This is a genomic window from Alicyclobacillus acidocaldarius subsp. acidocaldarius Tc-4-1 (assembly GCF_000219875.1).
GTDB classification, from domain to species: domain Bacteria; phylum Bacillota; class Bacilli; order Alicyclobacillales; family Alicyclobacillaceae; genus Alicyclobacillus; species Alicyclobacillus acidocaldarius_A.
In genome coordinates, this window is record NC_017167.1 from 1633143 (window position 1) to 1656558 (window position 23416).

Genomic DNA, 23416 nt, shown 5'->3' on the forward strand with positions numbered 1-23416 from the left:
TCAATGACCCAGGTTCGTCATGCTCGTGCTGTGACCCGGGAACAGCTTCGCTTTCGGGTCGATGTAGGTCTTAGCGTTGTTGACCGCTGTCGGCGCTTCGCCGAAGCCCGTCGCGATAAGCTTCAGCTTGCCGGGATAGGTGACGACATCTCCCGCCGCATACACGCCCGGAATGTTGGTTTCCATCTTGGAATTGACGACAATGTCGTTCTTCTCAATCTCAAGTCCCCACTCCTTGATGGGGCCAAGCGAAGCGTGAAACCCGAGCCCGCTCACGATGGCATCGACTTCGAGCTCTTCCTGTTGCTTGGTCTGGTTGTTGACGATCACGGCCTTTTCGACCCAATTTCCCCCTTGCACATCCACCAACTCATAGAACGTCTTCACGTGCACGCGCGACTCGAACAGTTTCCGGACGCTGTCCTCATGCGCTCTGAAGCCGTCTCGGCGATGGATGAGCGTGACCGACTCAGCGACCTCCTCGAGCATCAGCGCATAGTCCACAGCTGTGTCACCGCCGCCGATGACGAGCACCCGCTTGCCGCGATAGTGGTCGATCTTGTCAATGTAATAAGCCACCCCACGGCCTTCGAAGTGCTTGGCGGACTCCGCCGGAAGCGGCCTCGGCGTGAAGGCGCCGATGCCCGCGCAGATGATCACCGCCTTGCCCACGTGCACCGACTGATTGGTATGCAGTTCAAACAGCCCATCTTCGCGCTTGACGAGCCGCTCGACGGACTCGTTCAAATGGACGCCCGGCTTGAACGTCATCGCCTGCTCGATCAGCTGATCGACGAGATCGCGCGCGCGAATTTTCGGAAATCCAGCGACGTCGTAAATGTACTTTTCGGGGTACAGCATGGCAAGTTGTCCGCCCAATTGCGGTAAACTATCAATAATTTTACAAGAACAATTGCGCAATCCTGCGTAAAACGCCGCGAAAAGGCCGGTCGGGCCACCCCCGATGATCAACATATCTGTGACATTCTCTTGAACCTGTACGTTCTCCGACAACGCAGAACCTCCTTTGTTCACGACACTACGGGCCCCATTATAGCAAGATAGGTCCGAAAAGACTATCAATGCCCATGTGCTTTGTCGACAATTTTCTGTTCGAGATTTTTGCAGAAGGAATTAGGGCGCGCGCTCGCGCCAGTATCCGATAGTCGCCACGCCGAGCGCGTTGTCCCTCGCGAACTCCGATGGAGCAAAGACCACGCGGATCCCGGGCACGCGCCGCTCCAGGCGCGAACGAAGGGCGGACTGGATAAACTGATTCGACGCTACGCCGCCCGCGATGAGGACATGCCGGGTGATTCCCGTATGTCGAACGGCATATTCAACAGCTTTCGCGACCGAGCGCGCGATGCACATCTCGACGGCACGCGCCACCTCTTGGGCCGGAGCACCAGCCTGCACGGCGCGCAGCGCCGCCGTCAGAGGCCCCGAAAAGCTCATACTCGCTCCGCGAACCGGCGATTTCAGCACCAATTCACCCGGGGAGGTACCGCACCGCCGCGCGAGCTGTTCGAGGTGTGGCCCGGCGGGAAAAGGGAGCCCCAGCGCGACACCGACGCGATCGACCAACTGCCCGGGATGTAGGTCCAGCGCCTCTCCGAGGCGGGTGATGGCGTACCCGGACGGTGTGCGGCGCGCGAGGACGACGTCACACGTGCCGCCCGACATGTGGACGGCGACAAATGGGGCGCCAGGCATCGGCGCGAAGTACTCCGCGGCGGCGAGATGGCCTTCCTGATGCGAAGTCCGCGTGAGCGGAATGCCGAGGCTTTGGGCCAGCGACGCGGCCACCGCGAGCCCACTTTGAAACACCGGCATGTACGAGGACGCCCACGGCCTTGGCCGCACGGAGACAGCGACGCGGCGCCACGCGGGCCGGATGCCCTCTGCCGTCAGCTGGTCCAACAGCTCGGCCATCACCGTGGGGAAGTTCTGCACATGCTGAAACGCGGCCTCGCTCTGGCGCAGGCCGCGTTCTCCGGGCGGCACGCGCAGCGGTCTCCGAGCCTCGGCTACCATCCGCCCAAGGACGGCGTCCACTGCGCACACAGAAGTCGTATAGTTGCTCGTATCCACGCCTAGCACGAGAGCTGTTTCACGCGCCATCTTCGACGCCCTCCCGCGCCGCTTCGGCCGCGCTTGCTGTCCGCTTCTCCTGCCCCGCATCGCGCATATCCGCACGTCGCCGGTCCGCCACGGCGGGCAAAAGCTTGGCGAGCACGCCGTTCACGAACCGACCGGATTGCTCCGTCGCGAACGTTTTGGCAATCTCCACGGCCTCATCGATGGCGCTGGCAATGGGCAGTTCCGGCTCGAACAGCAATTCGTACGTGGCGAGGCGCAAAACGTTCCGCTCGACGCGCCCGAGGCGCTCGGGCGACCAGCGCTCCATGTGCCGGGCGAGCAACTCGTCAATCTCGTTCAGATGCCGACGCGTGCCATCGACGAGTTCCTCGATGTACGAGACGTCTTCCCCGGGAGCCAGGCCGCGTTCGGCCAATACGGAGGCTATTGCTTCCGCAGAGCCGAGATCGCCCTGGACATCGAGCACGCACAGCGCCTGCAGCGCGCACTCCCTTGCTTCATGTCGGGTCAATCGGCTTCACTCCGTCTATCGATCTGTCAACAGGCGTTCCAGGATGCGGCGCCAGGATTGATTTTCCTCCCAGACGCGCCCTCCGGCGTATCCAACCGCGGCGAGAACAAAGAGGAGCAGGACACGCCAAAACCCGAAGATCATCCACAGGATCCAAAACAAGATCCCGGCGGCAACCCCATGATATCTTCGCGGACGACTCCGAAACCAAAACCACGCTCTCTCGAGGCCGTTCATGCGCCACTCCACGCCTTGCCGACGTGCCCGTTCGGGGCAATTTCCGTGACGTGGACGATGACGCGTTCCACTTTGACGCCGGCCGTCCGCTCGACGTACTCCTTCACCGCCGCTTGGGCTTCACGGCTGAGCGCCGCAATGTCGATGTCGGGCAACACCTGCATCCGGCAGGCGATGAGAATGCCTTCGTGTCCCTGCCGCACGCGGGAGTCGAACGACTCGGCGCCTTTCAGCTGCGAACCCCGGCGGTTTGCCAGCTGGCGCAAGGTCTCATACGAGATGCGAATCTGGCCGTGATCGCCCGCCAACAGGACGGACTCGGTAGGACCGCCCGCGCCGCGGCGGCGGGAGCGGTAGAAGAGGAAGCGGATGGACAACAGCGCGCCGACCACGCCCACCACGAGGCACACGACGTTCCACGGCTGAACCGTGACTTCACTCGCAGCCCACGTGACCGAGATGACGCCCGCGCCGAGCAACGCGAGAAGCACGCCCAGCACGAGCCCCACGAGCGACAACAGGAACAAGAGGAATCGATCGCCGAAATTCATCCAATCCCTCCTGTCGAGCGCTCCTCCCTAGGGAGCGCCGCTCCAATCTGATCCGCATCTTGTGCGCGCTCCAATTCCGTCTGGAAGGCCACGCCCACCACGTGGACATGCACGGCGTTGACGCGCAGGCCCGTCATCGACTCGACGGACGATTTCACGTGCTCCTGGATCTGGTACCCGACCTCCGGAATGCTCACGCCGAACCGGAGTTGCACCCAGACGTCGATGGTGCACGAGCGCGCCGCCTCGTCATACTGAACCTTGACGCCTCTCGCCATATTTTTCTTCCTGTGATGGACTCGGTGATGCCTACGGCCAGCGAGCCGCTGGTGCCGATCACGCCGTCTACCTCGTTCGTCGCCACGCCTGCGATGATCTGCACGACTTCATCCGAAATGTGCACCGAACCGCGCTCAGTCAACTCGTACTCCATGTCGGCCATCTCCATCTTCCTCCCCAGCCCTTGTCGGGCTCCGCGTGAGAATGGAACGGAATGTTAACGTTCTTCGTCTAGAGTATTGGATTTTCCTCCAAAAATCGAGTCGATACGTCACCCTTTCGAAAACGCTCGTTCTGGAGGAGCGCCATATGAAAGGGAATGGTCGTCTGGATCCCCTCGATCTCATACTCGCTGAGCGCAGACAACATCCGGGCGATGGCCTGATCGCGCGTCGGCGCCCACACAATGAGCTTAGCCACCATGGAGTCGTAGTACGGCGGGATGGTGTAGCCCGGATAGCAGGCGGAATCCACGCGCACACCTGGGCCGGACGGCGCCAAATACGAGCGGATGGTCCCCGGCGAAGGCGCGAACTGGCGGTACGGGTCCTCCGCATTGATGCGGCATTCGATGGCGTGGCCTCGCAATACGATGTCCTCCTGCTTGACCGAGAGAGGTTCCCCTGCTGCCACCAGGATCATCTCGCGGACGAGATCGACACCGGTCACCCATTCGGTCACAGGGTGTTCGACCTGAATGCGCGTGTTCATCTCCATGAAGTAGAAATCGCCATCCGGCGTGTAGATNAACTCCACGGTGCCCGCGCCCACGTAGTCCACCGCCTGAGCCGCCCGCACCGCCGCGGGCTCCCCCATCTCCTGCCGCTTCTCTTCCGTCATGACGGGACATGGCGACTCTTCGACAAGCTTCTGAAGGCGGCGCTGCACAGAACAGTCGCGTTCTCCTAGGTGAATCACATTGCCGTGTCGGTCCGCGAGGATCTGAATCTCCACGTGGCGCATCCGCTCAATGTACTTTTCGATGTAGATGCCCGGGTTGCCGAACGACGCCTCGGCTTCCCTGCGGGCTTGGTCGTACGCCTTCCGGAGTTCCGGCTCGTCCCGCACCACTCGAATACCGCGGCCGCCGCCTCCCGCGGTGGCCTTGATGATCAAGGGGTAACCGATGGCGTTCGCGATGGCGAGGGCCTCGTCCAAGGACTCGACGAGACCTTCGCTCCCCGGAACCGTCGGCACACCGGCCCTGCGCATGGTCATCTTCGCTGTCGACTTATCGCCCATGAGCTCAATGGCCCGCGGGCTCGGCCCGATGAACGTGATTCCGCACGCCTCGCACGCCTCCGCAAAGTCGCTGTTCTCGGAAAGGAATCCGTATCCCGGATGCACCGCGTCGACCCCACACAGCGTCGCCACCGACATCACGCTGGGGATGTTGAGATAGCTCATCTTGGCGGGCGCTGGCCCAATGCAATACGCCTCGTCCGCCATTCGCACATGCAGCGCATCCCGATCCGCCGTCGAATAGATGGCCACCGTCTCGATCCCCAGTTCGCGGCATGCGCGGATCACGCGGACCGCGATCTCGCCGCGATTCGCGACCAACACGCGCTTAAACATCCACGGCTCTCCTTCACCCAGTCAGTTTTCGAACAGACACCCCGTCAGGTGCGGCGCACCTTGAATAGAGGCTGACCATACTCCACCAACTGTCCGTTTTCCGCCAAGATCTCGACGATCTCGCCCGAGACCTCGGCCTCGATCTCGTTCATCAGCTTCATCGCTTCAATGATGCACACGACCGTCTTCGGCCCGACTTGCGAGCCGACGTCCACGAAGGGAGGCGCATCCGGCGCCGGCGCCCGATAGAATGTGCCCACCATCGGCGACGTGATGACGTGCAGCGCCGGGTCCTCCGCCGCGGGAGCCGCGCTCCCCGATGGCTGCGCAGCGGATGGCGCGGGTGCGGCCTGAGCGGCAGGCATCGTCACCTGCGGCACCGTGTACGAGACCATCTCGGCCCGCTTCGCCAATCTCACCTTCCCGTCCTCAAACTCGAGTTCCAACTCGGTCAGCGTGCTGTCGTCCAGCAAGCGAATCAGCTCACGAATTTCTTGCATCGTCAGCAACCCATCGTCTCTCCCCGATCCGGATCTCCAAATCCATCTGACAAGGTCTTCACGAGTATACCACAGGGACGCCTACCGTTCTAGGGAATGGAAGAACGTAGAAGAGGCTGCCCTCGCGCCATCGCATACCGATGGCATCCGGGCCAGCCCCCTCGTGGCGTGGCAATGGAAAGAATTTTGGGGCAGCCCCTGCAGCGTCTGCGCGCCTGGGGCAGCCCCCACCACCGCTTGGGTTTAAGCGTGCGGTTTGACGGAAATGTTGAAGATCGACGTATCCAGCTGCTGACTCACGATGTTCATGATCTTCACGGCGTCGGCCTTCGAGAGATGATTCGTCTCGACATACACCGTGAACGTGGTCTGGTTCTTGTCCGGCGCGATGACAGCGTTTTTGTATCCCTCCGCGATCACGGCCTGCGTCGCTTGCTGCAAGCTGTTGTACAGCGCTTCTTCCTCGCCCAGCTGCTTTTGTGCCTCGGCGATCTGCGCCTGAGAGGCGTTGTTGTTTGCAATGATTGCCTGGTCGTTCGAGATTCTCTGGCTGATCTCGTTGTTCACGGAAGCCTGGAGCGCGTTGTACCAATTGTCCGCACTGGACACGCTCGACCCGGTGGTCGTCTGCGTTTGATTTGAGACCTGCGTCGCATTGGTGGGACTGGTCGTCACCGTGGGCGTCGTCGCGTTCGACGGGTTCGTGGATGTGGTGCTGGTCTGATTGTTCATCGTGTAGTAGCCAATCAGCATGAGGCTCAGCACCATCATCGTGGACAACCACACCGTCTGCCGTTTCACCATCGCATGCATCCTCCTAATCTCCGTCTAGTCACCCTTTTGAGGTTCGACAGTAATCTTATATGCGGGCACGTCCAACACATTCGTAATCGCGTCCACGATTTCTGTTTTCGCTTGGACAAAGTTTTCTGCATCCACCGTGACCAACACGCCCAGGACGCCGACGCCGCTCGAGCCCCCGCTGGCCAGTTGTCCGTTTTGCGCGAGGGTCACGAGCACCGACACGGCGTTCACCCCCGGGAGTTTTTCCAACATCGACTGCAACTCGTTTTCGTAGTAGGATGCGACGGACACCAGCCCCTGCGGCCCCTCGTCGCCGCCTGTGGCGTTCCACGGCCAGGTCGAGCCCATGACGCTGGTGTTGGCCGGCGCCCCTGAACTGACGGGCTGCGATCGCGCCGCGGGCCATAACCAACTGAACGCCAACAACACCACGCCGAGCGCTCCCAAGGCGACAAGCGCGCGCTGCTTCAGGAGAAGGTTCCAATTCATCGTGGCGCGTCTCCCTCGTCCACCACCGCGACCTGGTTCAGCCCGATGTCGAGTTGGGACGCGATGATCTGCCGGATCTCCGTCGCATCCGCCAGGCCCGTTGGCCGGATCCACACAGTAACTTCCATCTGATCGGTGCTCGTGGGGTGTTCGACGGTCACCTTGACCACCTCCGAACGGACGGGTTCTGGCAGAGACGCCTCGGCCCATTCCGCGAGATACGTGGCGGCGTCCTGATCCTCCGCCTGATGAAGAGCTTGCGCGTAATCTTGGGCAGCCCGGCTTTCTGCCTGTGCCGGGGCCGTGGTGGCGGTGTTTCCAAACAGCATGTCGGAGGCCCGGTTGGCTGCACTGTCCGCCCATCCTCCTCGAAGCGCCGGCAGGATAGGGCTCAACAACGCCACCAAGAGCGCCACCCCCACCACCATCCGGACATAGCGCACAAGCCTACCGGACGGCAGCATCATCTCCGCGATCCCGCCCATGAACGCAATCGCCACCACCTGCCTCAGCCATTCTCCCAACCCGCTCACGCTGTGATCACCGCCAGGTTGGCCGCTGCAAGCAGGATGCAGATGGCGAAGAAGAACATGAGCGCCACCGTGGCTACCGAGGCAAACACGAGCAGCATGGTCTTCCCAAGCGCCCCGAGGCAAGCGATGATGGGCGTCTCGCCCACCGGCTGCATCACGGCCGCTCCCGCCGAATACATCGCCGAGACCGCGAGGATTTTCAGCGCCGGAAACGCCGCGATGAGCGCGATCACGATAAGACCGGCGATCCCGACCGCGTTTTTGACGAGAAGAGAGGCGCCAAGCACGGTTTCAGCGGCGTCGGAGATGGCCTTGCCCACCACGGGCACAAACGTCCCGACGCCAAACTTCATCGTCCGAAGCGCCAGGCCATCCGCAATTCCACGCCCTGTCCCCTGCACCGCGGTCACGCCCACAAACACCACGAGGGCAAAGCTCAAGACGGCGAGTCCAGCTGTCCGCGCTAGGGATGCCAGCCGTGTCAGCGGATACCGTGGGGCCATCGACGACGCAAGCTCCAAAACAGCCGCTAAAAACACCAGTGGAAAGACGACGAGGAACACGACATTCGAGACGAAATGCACACAAAAGATGAGCATGGGCTGAAAAAACGCCGCCGACGCGAACGATCCGGACCCCGCAAGCAGCGCGATGGACACCGGCATGGTGGCCAGCATAAAGTGATTCATGGACTCGATGGCCTGTCGCGCCGATCCGAACGTTTCCAGGAGCGACCGAGTGACGAGGGCCGCAAGCACGAATGACACGACCATTTGGGCCACTTCGCCCACGGACTCTTCGGCAAAGGACGCCTGCATCATTCGGAGCAGTGCCGCGGCCACAGAAAGAATGAGAATGCCTCCGAAGAGGCCGAGATCGTCGACGACTTCCTGAAAAAAGTAGTGCATCAAGCCGGACACCATCCCATGAAAGGACGGACCGCCGTGCTCAAGCACTGACTGGATGAGTGACGGACCTTTGGTCTTCGGAAGAAATCCCCCGTATTGGGATTCGAGTTGGTGCCAATAGGCGTCAATGGCGTGCGTGTCGACGTGATCGAGCTCGCTCTGCGCCGTGTTTTGGAGGATTTGTTCGGCGGACTGTTCGGAAAACTGGGTCACCGATCCGTTCGCCGAATCGCCCCGCGCGCAAATAGGGAGCGCGACGAGGCTGACTAAGGACGTGAACAGCGCGATGATCAGGCGCCATCGGTTCCTCACAAGCCTCGCCCCTTCATGGAATCATCCGAACGATCACGTCGAGCACGTCCTTGAAGATGGGCAACGCCAAAAGCACAATCCCGATTTTTCCGGCGAGCTCGATCCGCCCGCCGAGCGCAGACTCGCCAGCGTCGCGGGCGATGTCCGCCGCGAACTCCACGACGTACGCGATACCGAGGATGCGGATGAGCGTCTGGAGAAACATGTGGTTCATGTGCGCCGCCGTCGTCAATTGCTGAAACGTGTCCAGCGCGCCCGAGATGGATCGCACCAACAACAGGAGAATCAGGACGCCCGCGAACAAGCTCACCAGCGTCGCGAAGGACGGCATTTGAGGTCGCAGAAGCGCTGCGAGCACCGTGGCGGTCAGGCCGATGCCGATGATTTGGACCATGTGCACGGGCGTCACCTACTGCAGCAGAAAGACGCTGGTGATTTCGTGATACAGGTGATCGACGTACCCAATCACAATCACGAACACGGCCACCAAGCCTGCCAGGGTGGCCCAGTGCGCGAAATCCTCTTTGCCACTCTGCTTCAATACGGTGTGAAAGATAGCCGCGATAAAGCCTACGGCGAAAATGCGAAACAGATCCCGAATCTCGGGCGACATCACGCATCCCCTCTTTTCGCGCACATTGCCTCGTGCCCGCTCACAGGAGCAGTAGGACGATGAACACCCCGGCCAACATACCCAGGTACGTCCACAGCCGCGCGCCCTGGTTCGCTTCGTCCTGCGCCGCCTGAATCGCTGCTTCCAGATCTGCGCGCGCCGCGAGAAAGGGCTGTTGCAGGTGATCGCGATCGGCTACGGCGATGGAGCGCAACAAGCGAAGGAACGGCTCCGCGTCCACATCCCGCAGGGTTCCGCTCGTCGCCGAGGCAAGCGAGACGTTCTGGAGCGCGATGTCGGGGGAGTCGGCGGGACGGCTGAGTACATTCGCCATGTCCACGAGCCAAGCTCCGCACCACCCTCCGAGCCGCGTGCCGACCGCGCGCAACGCCTGGGGAATGGGCGTCGCATGGTATTCGACTTCGCTCTGAAGCTCGATGAGCGCCTGGAGCAACTGCCTGAGCGCCTTCGGCCGATCCCGGTAGCCCTGAGCCACGCGAAATCCGATGAGCGTAGAGGCGAATAGCACCAACAAAGCGCCCACCAGCTTCATCTTTCCGCGGCGCCCCCGCGGCGAAGCGGTCGCCCCTCCGCATCCAGGACCGCCTCGACGCTGCCCGGTCCATGACGGCGGCTCAACACGATGTACCGATCGAAGGCGCGCGCGGAGAACAATCTTTCCATCCACGGCCTGCGGCGCCACGCGTCGAGCGAAGCGGCGTGCGCGGTCGCCACCACCGCGACGCCTGCAAGCGACGCCTCCATCACCGCCTCCGCATCCTCCATTCGGCCGATTTCGTCCGTGACCACGACGTGCGGAGACAGGCTCCGAATCGCCATCATCATGCCCTCCGCTTTCGGACACCCGTCGAGGACGTCCGCGCGGGGGCCGAGATCGAATTGCGGGATGCCGTCAACGCTGCCCGCAATCTCCGAGCGCTCGTCGATGACGGCGACCTTCAAGCCGGGATTGTCAGGCGCGAAGTCGCCGTAGCTGAGCCGGCGCGCCACATCGCGTACGAGCGTCGTCTTGCCGCACTGCGGCGGCGATACGATGAGCGACGACAGTGGACGGCGTGAGACGCGATCGTACAAGAAAGGCAGTACGGACGCCGCCGCGCCCGGGTGATCGCGCGAAATGCGAACGTTGAGCGAGGTGACGTGGCGAAAGGCGCGCACATGCCCCGCTTCCACCACGGCGCGGCCCGCAATGCCCACCCGGTGTCCGCCCGGCAAGGTGACGTATCCGTGCCGCATGTCTTCCTCCACGGCGTAACGAGAAAACTGCGTCAGGCGCTGCACAACCTGCGCCAATTCGTCGGCGGAAACGCGCACACCGCGATGCGGTGACTGCGTGAGTTCGCCATCTTCCGCCAAAAAGGCGGGGCGCTGACGCAGGCACAGTTCGAGCGGCTGCCCGGCGCGCAGACGAATCTCCTCAAGTTCATCGAGCAAGTCGTCCCTCAAGCTTTGGAGCGACCGCGCCGACTCGCCGGGCAACACGGCGAGCACTTGCTCCAGGACCGATCTCGGATTCGAATGCGCCGCCGACACACCGGCCACCCCCTGCCCTAGTCCATGTATATGGACGGGCGTGCGCCTGTATGCGAATGGCCGGTTCGTCGGAACCCCGCGTGAAGGGATTGCATTGAATGAGGAGAAGAGCGAGGAGGGTCGATGGTGGATCTGTCTCTAATCGTCCGATGGATCGTCGTCTTCCTGGTGATCTTTCTACTTTTGATGGTGCTCGTATTCAGCCTCATGCGAAAGAAGGCATGAAAAGGCCCGTGCGGGAGGCGAATCCCACCTGCCGCACGGGCTTTTTCACCGCGCCCTTTGACTCACGCGCGCGACACGTATTCGCCGGAACGCGTGTCGATCACGACTTTGTCGCCCACGTTGATAAAGAACGGCACCTGCAGCGTGTACCCGGTCTCCACGGTCGCGGACTTGCTGCCGCCCGTCGCCGTGTCACCGCGGATGCCCGGCTCGGTATCGATGACCTCGAGCTCCACGGTATTGGGCAGATCAATGCCGATGATCTCGCCCTGGTACTGAACGATGAAGCAGTTCATGTTCTCCTTCAGGAAGTTCAGTTCGTACTCCAGCTGAGCGCGCGGAATGTTGATCTGCTCGTACGTTTCCGTGTCCATGAACGTGTAATTCTCGCCGTCGTTGTACAAGTACTGCATCTCGCGCGTCTCAATCCGCGCCCGCGGCACCTTCTCCCCCGCGCGGAACGTCGTCTCTCGAATGGCGCCGGTCTTCACGTTCTTCAACTTCGTCCGCACGAATGCCGAGCCCTTGCCCGGTTTCACGTGCATGAACTCGATCACGCGCCAGACCGATCCATCGTACTCAATGGTCGTCCCGTTGCGAAAGTCGTTGCTTGAAATCATGCGTCGAGCCCTCCAACTTTGTCATCTCACGGCTTCGGCTGGCAGAGAGCGAGCGTCGCCAACCGATAGCCCTCGAGGCCAAGCCCCACAATCTGGCCCGTGACGACGTCACTCAGGACCAGTTGGTGCCGAAACGGCTCGCGGCGGTGCACATTGGAAATGTGTACCTCAACCGTAGGCCGATCGATATCTTCCAGACAATCGCGCAGCGCGTAACTGTAGTGCCCGAACGCCCCTGGATTGATGATGATGCCGTGCGCTCCAGGCCCGTACTGCTGCAAGAAGTCGATGAGATCGCCTTCGTGGTTCGACTGTCGGTCGATCACGTCAAAGCCGAACGGGAGGGCCGTGCTTCGGACCAGCTCCACCACGTCCGCCAGCGTGCGCTGGCCGTACACCTCCGGTTTTCGCACGCCCAAGCGATTGAGGTTCGGCCCGTGAACGAGCAGAATATAGCGATCCGCCACAGCGCGCCCCCCTTGTCCCAACCGTTCCAGCCAGAAAACCGCTCCCATTGTAACACAGCCACGCAAAGCCTTGCTATACTGGTCGTGAAGGAGGCCGCAGGATGGAAATCTGGCTCGTTCGCCACGGAGAGACGGACTGGAACGTCGAAGGGCGGGTTCAGGGATGGACCGACGTGCCGCTCAACGAGGTCGGCAAGCGACAGGCCGACCGGTTGGCCGCCTGGCTCCGGAACGTCCACATCGACCACATCTATTCAAGCGATCTCGAGCGGGCGCTCGACACCGCGCGGCGCGTGAGCCGCACCACCGGCGCGCCCATCACGGTGCGGCCGTGCCTGCGCGAGCATTATTTCGGCCAAGCCGAGGGCTTGCTCCGCAGCGAGAGTTTGCGGCGTTTCCCGAACGGGGCGCCGGATCGAGAGCCGCCCGATCACGCCACCGAACGTGTGGTGCAATGCCTCAAGGACATTGCGCGCGCGCATCCGCACGGGCGCGTGCTCGTGGCCACCCACGGGGGCGTCGTGCGCTCCATCCTTCGGTGGATGGGCATCGACTTTCGTACCATCGATAACACGAGCATCACGCGGATCTCCGTCATTGGCGATGCGTTCCATGCGCTCGGCGTCAATGAGACCCCTCATCTGGCCGACCTCTCCGCACTGCGTCAGTCCAATGGATGACGCAGCCGCGGCTGCCGCGCCGCCTTGACCTCGTCCAGCCTTCCCACAATCGTTCGATGCGGAGCCGTGCGCACCACCTCTGGTTCATGCTCGGCTTCGCGAGCGATTTCGCGCATGATCTCGACAAAGCGATCCAGGGTCTCCTTGCTCTCCGACTCCGTCGGCTCGATCATCATGCCCTCCTCGACGATGAGCGGGAAGTAGATGGTCGGCGGATGCACGCCGAAGTCGATGAGGCGCTTCGCCATGTCGAGCGTGCGGACGCCGAGGGCCTTTTGCCTCTTGCCTGAAATGACAAACTCGTGCTTACACGGCCCTTCATAAGGCGCCTCGAAATGCGGTTTCAACTGCTGTAACAAATAGTTGGCGTTCAGCACGGCCGCCTCCGACACCTGCTTCAACCCTTCGGCGCCGAGTGTGCGAATGTAGGCGTAAGCGCGCACCAGCACGCCGAAATTGCCGAAGAATCCCTTCACCTTGCCGATGGACTTCGGCCGGTCCCAGTTCCACGCGTACTGATGGCCTCGCTTCTCCAGGACAGGCGCCGGAAGGTAGGGCTCCAGAAACGCCTTCACGCCCACCGGCCCGGCTCCGGGCCCTCCGCCTCCGTGCGGCGTGGAGAAGGTCTTGTGAAGATTGAGATGAACCACGTCAAAGCCCATGTCTCCGGGCCGCGCATAGCCCAAGATGGCGTTCATGTTGGCGCCGTCGTAATACAGGAGCCCCCCCGCATCGTGCACGATGCGCGCGATCTCGACGATATCGCGTTCGAAAAGCCCAAGCGTATTCGGATTGGTCAACATGAGCGCGGCCGTACGCTCACTGACCGCCTGGCGCAGCGCCTCCAGATCCACACGGCCGTCGGGCCGAGACGGAATGGTGACGGCGCGCAGCCCCGCCATGCTCACGCTGGCTGGATTCGTGCCATGCGCGGAGTCCGGAACAATCACCTGATCGCGAGAGGTCTCGCCGCGATCGACGTGGTACTTGCGGATCATCATGAGTCCCGTCCACTCGCCTTGCGCCCCGGCAGCCGGTTGCAGGCTGACCGCATCCATGCCCGTGATCACCGCGAGGTGTTCGCTCAATTCGTATAGCAGGGCGAGCGCACCTTGCACGAGCTCCTCCGGCATGAGCGGATGAAGCCGGGCAAAGCCCTCCAGCCGGCTCCAACGCTCGTTCCGCTTTGGATTGTATTTCATGGTGCACGACCCGAGCGGATAGAAGCCGCTATCCACACCGTGATTCTTCTGAGACAGCGCCGTGTAGTGCCGCACCACATCGACCTCGCTCACCTCGGGCAAGCGGGCCGGCTCCCGGCGCCTATACGGCTCAATCTCAGCCAAATCTGCCTCTGGCACGTCGAGTTCCGGCAGCTCAAATGCTCGTCTCCCCGGGCGGCTTAGCTCAAAGATCAGCGGCTCGAGGCCTTCCCGCTGAATCGTCATTGCGCGAGCACCTCCTTGATGGCGGCGACAGCCCCGTCCATGTCTTCGCGGGTTCGCACTTCGGTGACCGCGATCAACACGCCTCCTTCGAGCGAACCATCGTCCCTCGCGAGGTCATAGCCGAACAGATAGCCGCGATCGAGCATCGCGCGCTGCACCTCGGAGACGGGACGAGATACGCGAATCGCAAACTCGTTGAAGAAGGGCGCGTCAAACAGCGGCTCCACCCCGGGGACCTCGAGCAACCGGGCGCGGAAATAGTGCGCCTTGTGGTAATTCTGGCGAGCGAGTTCCTGCAGTCCTTCCTTCCCCATGTAGGCCAGGAAGACCGTGGCCGCGATGGCGCAGAGGGACTGGTTTGTGCAGATGTTTGAGGTTGCCTTTTCCCGGCGAATGTGCTGCTCACGCGCCTGGAGCGTGAGTACAAATCCGCGCCGCCCCTCGGCATCGGTCGTCTCGCCAACCAGGCGCCCCGGTATCCTTCGCATGAGGAACTCCTGGACGGCCATCACGCCGAGATACGGTCCTCCGTAGGACAGACTGATGCCAAGCGGCTGACCCTCCGCGACGACAATATCCGCCCCCATCGCGCCGGGCGCCTCGAGGAGTCCGAGCGCAATGGGGTACGTCTGTACCACGAGGAGCGCTCCCCGGGCGTGTGCGATCTCGGCAATCGCGCGCAGATCCTCGATGGCGCCGAAAAAGTTCGGATACTGCACGCAGACACACGCTGTCTCCCCGTCAACCGACGCCTCGAGCGACTCCATGTCCATGCGGCCGTCGCGGTGCGGAACCTCTTGAAGCCGGATGGTCTGGCCGTTGGCATAGGTCTGAAGCACCCTGCGAGCTTCAGGATGTAGCGTCGCGGACACCACGACCCTTTCCCGCCGGGTGTGCTGACACGCGACGAGTGCCGCCTCGGCGAGGGCAGTCACGCCGTCGTACATGCTCGCATTGGCGACGTCCGTTCCCGTCAGTTCCGCGATCATCGTCTGGTATTCGAAGATGGTCTGGAGCAAGCCCTGACTCATCTCAGGTTGGTACGGCGTGTAGGACGTGTAGAATTCGGATCTGGAGATGATGGCATCCACAACGCTCGGTTGGTAGTGCTCGTAGGCACCTGCCCCGAGGAAAGACACGAGTTGGCCCAGGTGCCGATTTTGCGCCGCAAGCCGCTCCATGTGCTTACCGAGTTCAAGTTCGGGCATGGGCCTGGGCAGGTCGAGCGCGGAGGTCAGCCGAATGGAAGGCGGGATGTCACTGAACAACTCCTCGACGCGCTCAATGCCGAGCGTCCGCAACATCTCCTCTCGGTCCTCGTCCGTGTGCGGGAGATAACCGAAACGCGACAACGATGATCACTCCTCCTTGGCGGATGACGAGCTCACCTTCGGGCGCCGATAAAACGGAGTCGGCACCACGCGCGCAACATGCCTTTTTCCACGGATCTCGACCTCGAGCGTCTCGCCGACGACCGCAGCGGACGCGTTCACCAGCGCGAGCCCGATGGGGCGTTCGAGCGTGGGCGACAACGTCCCGGATGTAATCTCGCCAACCCTCTGCTCCCCTCGGAATACCGCATAACCTGTGCGAGGAATGGCGCGATCCGCCATCTCCACCCCCACGAGCCGCCGTCTCGGCCCCGCTTCCGCCTGCGACAGGAGCGCTTCGCGGCCGATGAAGTCGCCCTTGTCGAATTTGACAAACGGCGCAAGCGAAGCTTCAAGAGGCGTGACGTCCCGCCGAAGCTCCTGGCCATACAGCGGCAGACACGCTTCCAGTCGAAGGGTGTCACGCGCTCCGAGACCACATGGTGTGACGCCCAGCGAGTAAAGCGCCTCAAACAACTTGCGAGCCGTCTCACCATCGGTATACAACTCAAAGCCATCTTCGCCCGTATAACCTGTGCGTGAGACCATGATCTCTCCTTCTTGAAAACGAGCGCTCGTAAACGAAAAGGGACGCAAAGAACCGACCGAGAGCCCCAACGATTCGAGGCGACTCGCTGCATGCGGTCCCTGAACGGCAAGAAGCGCCACCTCATCCGACCGATCCGTCACCGTCACGTCGGCCCCGTCGACGTGGCTCCTGATCCACGCTACATCCGTGTCCCGATTGGCGGCATTCACGACGAGCCAGAAGCGGTTATCGTCAAGGCGATACACCAACAGATCATCGAGGGTACCGCCGCGTTGGTCGGTCATGAGCGTGTACAGCGCCCGACCCGGCCGCAGTCGAGCTAGATCATTCGTCAGAAGGTGCTGTAAGAATAAAAAACTATCGGACCCAGACACCTCGATTTCGCCCATGTGGGACACGTCAAACATGCCGACGTCCATGCGAACCGCGCGGTGCTCGTCCCGGATGCTTGTGTATTGCACAGGCATCTCCCACCCGTGAAACTCCACCATGCGAGCCCCGAAGCGCAGGTGGAGATCATAAAGCGGCGTTCGCTTTTCCAATATCGCCACCGTCCTTGGGCGCAAGAATCGATATCACCTGTCACATACTACATGACTGCAGCGAGCAGAACAAGACGAGGAGGGGGTCTGCGTGCGAGAACTCGAGAACAAGTCCTTGAACGCCGGAGATCGCCCGTGGTCGTTTTCCATCAGTGGGTTGGATGTGGAAGCGGAACTCGAGGCGCTCCTCCACCTAGGGCGAGGAAGCCAAGACGCTGATTGGGAACTCTTCCGCCTCGGCGCGCTGGCGCGTCAGGCTTGGCTTGCACCCGCCTTGGACCAACTCCTCGCGCTCGAACACGTGCAGTTCACACCGCTTGCGCATCAAGTGGAAACTGCTCTCCGGGTCGTGCGCGATCTGCGCGGAAGGGCCATCCTTGCGGATGAGGTGGGACTCGGCAAAACGATTGAAGCAGGGCTCATTCTCAAGGAATATCTGGTGCGAGGGCTTGTCCGAAGGGCCCTCGTCCTCGTGCCAGCGTCTCTCGTCTCGCAGTGGACCAAGGAGTTGAACCAGAAATTTCGCATCGACGCGATTCCCCAGCGCGACGAATGGACGTGGGAGGCGGAGGGCGTCGTTGTCGCCTCCATCGACACGGCCAAACGGCCGCCCCACGCCGATCGGGTTCGAGCCCAATGGTGGGACATGATCATCGTCGACGAAGCGCACAAGCTGAAAAACCCGAGCACGAAGAACTGGCAACTGCTGAATCAGCTCCAACACAAATACATGCTCCTGCTGACGGCCACGCCCATCCAGAATCAGCTCAAGGAGTTGCACACGTTGGTCACCCTGCTCAAACCTGGAGAGCTCGGCAATCCCGCGGAATTCGCCGAGCGGTTCGTCGCGAGTCCCCGAACGCCCAAAGACCCTGCGGCCTTGCGTCAGACCATCAGCCGGGTCATGATCCGAAACCGCCGAGAGGACGGACTGCTCGATCTGCCCAAGCGTCACGTGCGCGTGGTTGCTGTCGAATTGACGCCAGAGGAACGCGCGTTTTACGAAGCCGTTCAGGCGTTTCTAAGGAGCGAATATGAGCGTTCGCAAACAGCCCGCACGTCCATTCTCCCACTCATCACGCTGCAGCGCGAGATCTGCAGTTCCTCGTACGCGGCGCTTCTGTCGCTGGAGAAGATGTTGAAGAAGACGCGCGATCCCGATCGCGCTCGCCGCCTGCAGGCGCTGATCGACCAAGGAACCTCTATCCCGTCGTACGCCAAGGTGGAAGCAGTACTCAAGATACTAGAAGATGGACCAGAAAAGATGATCATCTTTACGGAATACCGAGCGTCCCAAGATTTCCTCATGTACACACTGAAGAAACACGGGGTCAGCGCGGTACCGTTTCGCGGCGGCTTCCGCCGAGGTAAGAAAGACTGGATGCGGGAACTGTTCTCGAAGAAGATCCGCGTGCTAGTCGCCACCGAATCCGGCGGAGAAGGAATTAACCTTCAATTTTGTAGCCACATGATTAATTATGACCTCCCCTGGAATCCAATGCGGCTTGAACAGCGCATAGGACGCATCCATCGTCTCGGCCAAACGCACGCGTGCCACATCGCGAACCTCGTGACGAAGGACACCATCGAAGAACACATCATGGAAATCCTTCAGGAAAAGGTGCGCATGTTTGAGGCCGTGATCGGACGGCTGGATGACATTGTAAGCGATATCCGACTGGATCTTTGGGAGAAGCGCATCTTCGAGGCGGCCATGACAAGCCGCGACGACGAGGAATTCGTCACCCAACTCAAGTCCATCCAGGTGGAAGATCTCATGATCCCCAAAGGAGGTGCGCGTCGCCGTTGAACGCCGAGACCCAAGCGCCGCTGCGAACCCCAGAACAAAGGCTGTCGTTCTGTGATCGGTACTTCACATCCGTCGGGGCTCGTACGCTCCTCGCTCGTCCCATGTACCGGGAGTACAAGCTTCCCGTCGACGTGGACAAAGAACTCATCGAGCGACCCTTCTATTGGATGTGGGTGGAAGCCACGCATCAGTCGATCGAGCCGACGGTGCTGCGGTTGGCATTCGATGCCGAGGCGCAGGCGCGAGAAGAGGCCCGTCTGAACGCAGAACAGCCCCCTTCGCCGTTCCCCTGGAGCGTGAAGCCGCGCGTCGATCGCATCGACTTCGGCAGTCCTCTGTTCGACAGAATTCTGCTCAGTGCCGCTCGACGCGGCCGGATCGCCTGCGTGGGAGAAGGAGACGCGGAAGGCGAACTCGTGCCCTGGATGATGGTCAACGGCGTCTTTGCCTACACGGCCGATCTCAACCGGGAAGAATGGTTCTCCTACGCCGTATGTTTGGACAACCTGCAAGTCGTCGACCGGTTTTACGAACGCATTCAACACCGGGACCTATCCGGTGTCCCTGCGTCGGAGCTTCTCCGCCACAGTCGCCACACGGTCTACGACGCATGGCGCGTTCTTCAGCGCGCGCTCACCGATCACGTAGCCGCGCAGGACGACGCTTGGGCCAAGGAAGCGATGGCTCGTCTCCATGGCGACCTCGCCCAGCTGTCCGCCTACTACGAGAGCTTGTTGGATGAGCTCACGGAGGAAGAACGCGCCTCGGCCTTGGCAGAAAGGGATCGGAAGCAGGCTGCGCTGATCGAAAAAAGCGCGCCGCGGGTCGAATGTCGCATTCATCAGGTGGCCCTCGTCGGCCTGCGCGTCCAGCAAGCACGACCACCCCGCACTTGACGAGTCAGACCAGGGTGCGGAGATTGCGCTGGCGCGCATCCGGTCCGTCCATTTTCACGAGAATGCACATGCTCATCACGCGCGATCGCAGCGGCGCCACTGTGTCAAGGAGATCATCCACTCCGCGCCGATACGCGTCGGGAGGACTAAAATTGCTGGTAAACCACGTCGACAGTTTGTGATGAAACCGGTAATTGATGATTCGAAACAGCTTCTCCATGCTAAACTCGTTCGCTCGCTCCTGCGCGAATTCATCGATCCCGAGAACAGGCACCGTGGAAAGCGTTTCGAGAAACGGCTCCAGATCTTCCCCCGCCGCGATGACGTGCCGCATGTGATCGAACAGGGAATCCGACCGAACGACCAGAGACGGAACGCCGCGCCGCTGGAGCTCGCGAAACACCGCGAACATGAGATGCGTCTTTCCCACGCCCGGGGGACCGAACAAGTACAGCCCAGCCCGCGGTGCCTCCTGTGGACTCCAGGTACGAGCGAATTCCTGGGCATATCTCAACACCTTCGGATATTTCCTCGCCTGCTCCTCGGGGAAGTTCTCAAAACGAAAGTCGTCGCCAAGCTCCGTTACGCCCGCCAACTGTGCATAGCGGCGCACGCGCTCTTTAACCACATACTCCTGAAACGGCGTACACCGACGAACGCGAGTCGCGAGCCCGCGCGTACTGACTTCCAGGACTTGCTCAAAGCCACGCATGTCACCCGCCTTGCCACACCGCTCAAACCCTGTGCATTGCTCGCAGATCCTCTTCTGCCGCAAATACTCGTAAAGCAGCGCACTGTGGCGCAAAATCGTCTCTTCGGCAAGCGAGGCCTGCTGAAGCTCCGGAATCTCCCGGAGAAAGTACGAAGCATCGTAGCGATCAGCCGACACGTGTGAATGCTGGAGGATGCCTCCGATATGTTGCACGTGGCTTTCGCCCCTTCAGGTCGATTTCAGGCCACTTGAAATTTCTTCAGCGATAGCTTCAGGGGATTTCCCATCGACGTCGACAATCTGCGAAGCGACTTCATCGTAAAACGCCGCGCGTTCTCTCATCAGGCGCGCGATCCGGTCTTCGAGCGGATGTCCTCGCAACAGGGGGCGGTGTTCGGCCTGCCCTCGCAAACGCTCTGCGAGAGTCGCCGGCCGCGCACGGAGATAGGCGACGTGGAAATGGCTGCGCAAAAGGCGACGGTTGGCTTGTACGGTGACGACGCCCCCTCCAGGGGCGACCACCAAGTGAGACTGGCGAGCGCAGCGCGCCAAACACTCGGATTCAAGCGAGCGGAACGCCCGCTCGCCATCCTGCTCAAAAATCTCCGCGATGGTTCTGCCGGCCATCTGCTGAATCTCAAGGTCGAGATCGACGAAGTCAACGCCAAGGCGGCGCGCAAGGACAGGACCCACGGTCGACTTCCCGCACCCCATGAATCCCACTAACGCGATACGCAAGGTTCTCATCACTCCATCATGACCGAGGGCCGTTATCTTGCCACGACACCACGTCGCGCGCGCTCGTGTCGTACACAAAGGACATTGTATCAAAACGAGTGTTTTTATGCGTTCAGTTGAGAAATTTTAGTTCATGTAACCTTGATTAATCCAGTATCACAGTGCTTCACGTGTTGCTATGTCCGTTTACTCTATTCGATGTCCGTTTGCAGTTTAGTTTGCAACTCGCTACAGGTACCGCACCTCACTCACCGCAGATTTCAATTCGAAACTTAGTTCAAACCTCCGGTTATGGATTGCCCAATCGTTTAGTCGAAATCATACCGTGGAACCAGAGTATCACCACTTGTTTGCGACAGATACGATTTGAACTTCCAAAGGTAATAAAAATGAAAAGAAGGAAGTAGAGAACCAAAATTGCTAAGGCGGAGACCCCGGTTCGGATCACCCTCAAGAGCAAGCTTGGAGACAAGGTGCTTGAAGGCGTGCCATTCGTGAAGGATTCGAGGCTGTATCTGCGTTCAGCGGAAGGCTCCTCCGTCCAGGTTCCGCTTGAGCGGATGGCCAAGGTTGAGGAAGCTGTGCGATATTGAAAGGCCCGCATTCACCGCGGGCCTCAGCTCACCTTACTCTTCGCCTTCAACTCCTCCAAGCACGCCTGGCAGACGGCTCGTTCGTGAAAGACCTTTTCAGCCTTCTCGCCACAGAAGATGCATTTGGGCGCATACTTGCTTAGCACAACGGTGTCGCCTTCCACGTAGATCTCGATCGAATCATCTTGTCCAATGGCCAAGTCCTTCCTCAGGCGCTTCGGGATCACGAGTCGCCCGAGATGATCGATTTTCCGAACGTACCCTGTCACAAGCATCCGACATCCTCCCCCTTAATATCTCCGCCTCATGATCATCCATCCTACACCTAACACGACAACTATGAGAAGCAATAGCGCAAACGGCAAATGTCTCGCCAATTGCCAGCCGATGCCCCAACCGAACCCGTGCACGATGGAGCGCCCGAACTCGTGGAGCAATGGGTGATACGCATAGTGCGAATATGAGTGATAGTGGTGAAACATGGCCGATCACCTCAGTCCGTCTTCAGACCCTTATCGCGGATCTCCTGCTTCAGTTCTTTAAGCCACCCCGTCTCGCTTCCGTCTGCCTCAAACAACGCATTCGCCGTGTACGGCGGGATGTAGATGTCGTCGGCCTCCAACAGCACGTATCGATCTGAGGGTGACTTTTCTTTCTCGGGCCGCGGATAGAAGTCCGTGCACGAGCGGCCAATGGGCGCGTTTTCACTCGTGCGCTGATAGTACGCCGTGCAGAGACCGTCCCGCCAGTAACGGCAGCTCCCGCAATGCCCCTCTTTGACCTTCCGCAGCGCCGCATCGCCTCTCAGCACGAACACGTCCGCGCGCTCCATCAGGACGAGTGCGCCGTTGCGGATCAAGGACTGGATCAGCGTCCGGTCGTTGAAGATGTTCCACTCGACCTCCTCGTCGCTCCACTCCATGTCCTCGTACTCCTCCGCCTCCTCGGGGTCCGCATACGGCGGCGGTTGCGTGTTATCGAGAATCAACACCGGCCCGTACACGATCTTCGACCGGACACCCACCATCGTCAGGTCGTGATGGAGGGGTTTGACGATCTCCAGCCGCATGAGGGCCTTCGTGATCTCGTCGTCCGTGTCGAAGTAAGGGTAGTCCATGACATAGGTCAGGATCCCCACAGGACAATGCGTCTCCGCCGCCTCGCGATCCAGGAACTTCACCAGGTACTCCTTCGTGGGAGCCTCGCCTTCCTTGAGCGGCGTCCAGAACTTGGCCCGCCACGCAGTGTCAAAGGTGCCGTCCATGATCCGTTGCATCAACGCCTCCGCATTAGGCTGTAACTGCTGTCCCATACGTGCCTTCCTCCCTTAACCGAGCGATGTGTTGTTCTACGCGACGCCGATACGTTGGATTGACAATTCCGCCGAGAATGAGCTGCGCGTACTCGTCCGACGGCGCGATCTCATGAGGCAGCGGATGGACAAGCTGATACGTCACCGCCTCTTCCCACATGCCACAGCAGCGCACCTGCACAAGCTTGCGGTGATAGACGTACGGAGCACCCTCTCGCCGATCGAGCCGCTTCGCCTCGTGGTCCGACACATACCAAAGCACCCCATGGACCGTGTGACCCCGCGCCGGAACGATGTTCGCCACGCCGCCATTTCGATGTGCCGAATACCCGTTGAATGTGAGCCGATGCCCGAACAAAATTGCGTCCTCGCAGAGCATGTGGGCGGTCGGACACGTCCGCCGGAAGTCACGTTCGTTCATGCAACTCCCATAGGCAAAGTAGATCATCCGCACCGCCCTCCTTTTGCCTTGATTGGAATC

The 23416-nt window shown here is 60.9% G+C and carries 30 protein-coding genes; 3 read left to right on the forward strand and 27 right to left on the reverse strand.

Features of this window, described 5'->3' with window-relative positions:
• The 19 genes from TC41_RS07770 to aroQ form a co-directional block, all read right to left on the reverse strand.
• The gene (locus TC41_RS07770) at positions 1-1014 is read right to left on the reverse strand and encodes an NAD(P)/FAD-dependent oxidoreductase (RefSeq protein ID WP_041695191.1); all 1014 of its coding nucleotides are present in this window, start codon (positions 1012-1014) and stop codon (positions 1-3) included.
• Between the two features lie 120 nt (positions 1015-1134).
• Complete coding sequence (locus TC41_RS07775) at positions 1135-2124, reverse strand: Kae1-like domain-containing protein (protein ID WP_041695192.1); 990 nt, start codon at positions 2122-2124, stop codon at positions 1135-1137.
• The gene (nusB, locus tag TC41_RS07780) at positions 2114-2614 is read right to left on the reverse strand and encodes a transcription antitermination factor NusB (RefSeq protein ID WP_041695193.1); all 501 of its coding nucleotides are present in this window, start codon (positions 2612-2614) and stop codon (positions 2114-2116) included. Before nusB ends, TC41_RS07775 begins: the two co-directional genes overlap by 11 nt.
• Before the next feature lie 15 nt (positions 2615-2629).
• Positions 2630-2851: a DUF2273 domain-containing protein gene (locus tag TC41_RS17050; protein ID WP_014464475.1), complete on the reverse strand. Its 222-nt coding sequence runs from the start codon at positions 2849-2851 to the stop codon at positions 2630-2632.
• A complete protein-coding gene (gene amaP / locus TC41_RS07790; RefSeq protein WP_014464476.1) occupies positions 2848-3402 on the reverse strand; it encodes an alkaline shock response membrane anchor protein AmaP in 555 nt (184 codons plus the stop codon). Before amaP ends, TC41_RS17050 begins: the two co-directional genes overlap by 4 nt.
• Complete coding sequence (locus tag TC41_RS16805; RefSeq protein ID WP_237699855.1) at positions 3399-3680, reverse strand: Asp23/Gls24 family envelope stress response protein; 282 nt, start codon at positions 3678-3680, stop codon at positions 3399-3401. The genes amaP and TC41_RS16805 overlap by 4 nt, the downstream gene beginning before the upstream one ends.
• On the reverse strand, positions 3596-3844 hold the full coding sequence (locus TC41_RS16810; RefSeq protein WP_237699856.1) for an Asp23/Gls24 family envelope stress response protein: 249 nt from the start codon (positions 3842-3844) through the stop codon (positions 3596-3598). The genes TC41_RS16805 and TC41_RS16810 overlap by 85 nt, the downstream gene beginning before the upstream one ends.
• A gap of 68 nt (positions 3845-3912) precedes the next feature.
• On the reverse strand, positions 3913-5259 hold the full coding sequence (accC, locus tag TC41_RS07800) for an acetyl-CoA carboxylase biotin carboxylase subunit (RefSeq protein WP_014464479.1): 1347 nt from the start codon (positions 5257-5259) through the stop codon (positions 3913-3915).
• Between the two features lie 44 nt (positions 5260-5303).
• Entirely contained in the window at positions 5304-5768 is a 465-nt protein-coding gene (gene accB / locus TC41_RS07805; RefSeq protein ID WP_081462256.1) for an acetyl-CoA carboxylase biotin carboxyl carrier protein, read from the reverse strand.
• Between the two features lie 234 nt (positions 5769-6002).
• Entirely contained in the window at positions 6003-6563 is a 561-nt protein-coding gene (locus TC41_RS07810; RefSeq protein WP_041695194.1) for a SpoIIIAH-like family protein, read from the reverse strand.
• A 24-nt stretch (positions 6564-6587) separates the two neighbouring features.
• Positions 6588-7052 carry a hypothetical protein gene (locus tag TC41_RS07815; protein ID WP_014464482.1) on the reverse strand — a complete coding sequence of 155 codons (465 nt, stop codon included), beginning with the start codon at positions 7050-7052 and terminating at the stop codon, positions 6588-6590.
• On the reverse strand, positions 7049-7585 hold the full coding sequence (locus TC41_RS07820; protein WP_014464483.1) for a stage III sporulation protein AF: 537 nt from the start codon (positions 7583-7585) through the stop codon (positions 7049-7051). The genes TC41_RS07815 and TC41_RS07820 overlap by 4 nt, the downstream gene beginning before the upstream one ends.
• The gene (spoIIIAE, locus tag TC41_RS07825) at positions 7582-8805 is read right to left on the reverse strand and encodes a stage III sporulation protein AE (RefSeq protein ID WP_014464484.1); all 1224 of its coding nucleotides are present in this window, start codon (positions 8803-8805) and stop codon (positions 7582-7584) included. Before spoIIIAE ends, TC41_RS07820 begins: the two co-directional genes overlap by 4 nt.
• A 13-nt stretch (positions 8806-8818) precedes the next feature.
• Positions 8819-9214, reverse strand: a complete 396-nt coding sequence (gene spoIIIAD, locus TC41_RS07830; protein ID WP_014464485.1) for a stage III sporulation protein AD — start codon at positions 9212-9214, stop codon at positions 8819-8821.
• The gene (gene spoIIIAC, locus TC41_RS07835) at positions 9215-9418 is read right to left on the reverse strand and encodes a stage III sporulation protein AC (protein ID WP_012811095.1); all 204 of its coding nucleotides are present in this window, start codon (positions 9416-9418) and stop codon (positions 9215-9217) included.
• Positions 9419-9458: 40 nt separating this feature from the next.
• Positions 9459-9971: a stage III sporulation protein AB gene (locus TC41_RS07840; RefSeq protein ID WP_014464486.1), complete on the reverse strand. Its 513-nt coding sequence runs from the start codon at positions 9969-9971 to the stop codon at positions 9459-9461.
• Positions 9968-10972 (reverse strand): stage III sporulation protein AA, encoded by a 1005-nt coding sequence (gene spoIIIAA, locus TC41_RS07845; RefSeq protein ID WP_041695195.1) that lies wholly within the window; start codon positions 10970-10972, stop codon positions 9968-9970. The genes TC41_RS07840 and spoIIIAA overlap by 4 nt, the downstream gene beginning before the upstream one ends.
• A 287-nt stretch (positions 10973-11259) precedes the next feature.
• Entirely contained in the window at positions 11260-11817 is a 558-nt protein-coding gene (efp, locus tag TC41_RS07850; protein ID WP_012811098.1) for an elongation factor P, read from the reverse strand.
• Between the two features lie 26 nt (positions 11818-11843).
• On the reverse strand, positions 11844-12284 hold the full coding sequence (gene aroQ, locus TC41_RS07855) for a type II 3-dehydroquinate dehydratase (RefSeq protein WP_041695196.1): 441 nt from the start codon (positions 12282-12284) through the stop codon (positions 11844-11846).
• A 101-nt stretch (positions 12285-12385) separates the two neighbouring features.
• Between aroQ and TC41_RS07860 the strand changes: the two genes are divergently transcribed.
• Positions 12386-12964: a histidine phosphatase family protein gene (locus TC41_RS07860; RefSeq protein ID WP_014464489.1), complete on the forward strand. Its 579-nt coding sequence runs from the start codon at positions 12386-12388 to the stop codon at positions 12962-12964.
• Here TC41_RS07860 and gcvPB read toward each other — a convergent pair.
• Genes gcvPB through gcvT form a run of 3 tightly spaced genes read right to left on the reverse strand, consistent with a single transcriptional unit; the run spans position 12949 to position 16874 of the window.
• The gene (gene gcvPB, locus TC41_RS07865) at positions 12949-14412 is read right to left on the reverse strand and encodes an aminomethyl-transferring glycine dehydrogenase subunit GcvPB (RefSeq protein WP_014464490.1); all 1464 of its coding nucleotides are present in this window, start codon (positions 14410-14412) and stop codon (positions 12949-12951) included. The two genes, TC41_RS07860 and gcvPB, sit on opposite strands and share 16 nt — an antisense overlap.
• Complete coding sequence (gene gcvPA, locus TC41_RS07870) at positions 14409-15764, reverse strand: aminomethyl-transferring glycine dehydrogenase subunit GcvPA (protein ID WP_014464491.1); 1356 nt, start codon at positions 15762-15764, stop codon at positions 14409-14411. The genes gcvPB and gcvPA overlap by 4 nt, the downstream gene beginning before the upstream one ends.
• Positions 15765-15770: 6 nt before the next feature.
• On the reverse strand, positions 15771-16874 hold the full coding sequence (gene gcvT, locus TC41_RS07875) for a glycine cleavage system aminomethyltransferase GcvT (RefSeq protein WP_041695197.1): 1104 nt from the start codon (positions 16872-16874) through the stop codon (positions 15771-15773).
• 91 nt (positions 16875-16965) lie between these two features.
• Between gcvT and TC41_RS07880 the strand changes: the two genes are divergently transcribed.
• Together TC41_RS07880 and TC41_RS07885 are read left to right on the forward strand one after the other, a co-directional pair.
• Entirely contained in the window at positions 16966-18684 is a 1719-nt protein-coding gene (locus tag TC41_RS07880) for a DEAD/DEAH box helicase (protein WP_014464493.1), read from the forward strand.
• On the forward strand, positions 18681-19580 hold the full coding sequence (locus TC41_RS07885) for a YqhG family protein (RefSeq protein WP_041695198.1): 900 nt from the start codon (positions 18681-18683) through the stop codon (positions 19578-19580). The genes TC41_RS07880 and TC41_RS07885 overlap by 4 nt, the downstream gene beginning before the upstream one ends.
• 4 nt (positions 19581-19584) lie before the next feature.
• Here TC41_RS07885 and zapE read toward each other — a convergent pair whose 3' ends face one another.
• The 5 genes from zapE to TC41_RS07915 all read right to left on the reverse strand — a co-directional run bounded on the left by zapE (position 19585) and on the right by TC41_RS07915 (position 23383).
• The gene (gene zapE / locus TC41_RS07890; protein ID WP_041695199.1) at positions 19585-20505 is read right to left on the reverse strand and encodes an AFG1/ZapE family ATPase; all 921 of its coding nucleotides are present in this window, start codon (positions 20503-20505) and stop codon (positions 19585-19587) included.
• A 15-nt stretch (positions 20506-20520) separates the two neighbouring features.
• Positions 20521-21039: a shikimate kinase gene (locus TC41_RS07895; RefSeq protein ID WP_041695200.1), complete on the reverse strand. Its 519-nt coding sequence runs from the start codon at positions 21037-21039 to the stop codon at positions 20521-20523.
• A gap of 607 nt (positions 21040-21646) precedes the next feature.
• Positions 21647-21898: an AbrB/MazE/SpoVT family DNA-binding domain-containing protein gene (locus TC41_RS07900; protein WP_014464498.1), complete on the reverse strand. Its 252-nt coding sequence runs from the start codon at positions 21896-21898 to the stop codon at positions 21647-21649.
• A 218-nt stretch (positions 21899-22116) separates the two neighbouring features.
• Positions 22117-22935, reverse strand: a complete 819-nt coding sequence (locus tag TC41_RS07910; protein WP_014464500.1) for a hypothetical protein — start codon at positions 22933-22935, stop codon at positions 22117-22119.
• Positions 22913-23383, reverse strand: coding sequence for a gamma-glutamylcyclotransferase family protein (locus TC41_RS07915; protein WP_041695201.1), 471 nt, complete (start codon positions 23381-23383; stop codon positions 22913-22915). The genes TC41_RS07910 and TC41_RS07915 overlap by 23 nt, the downstream gene beginning before the upstream one ends.
• Positions 23384-23416 lie beyond the last annotated feature (33 nt).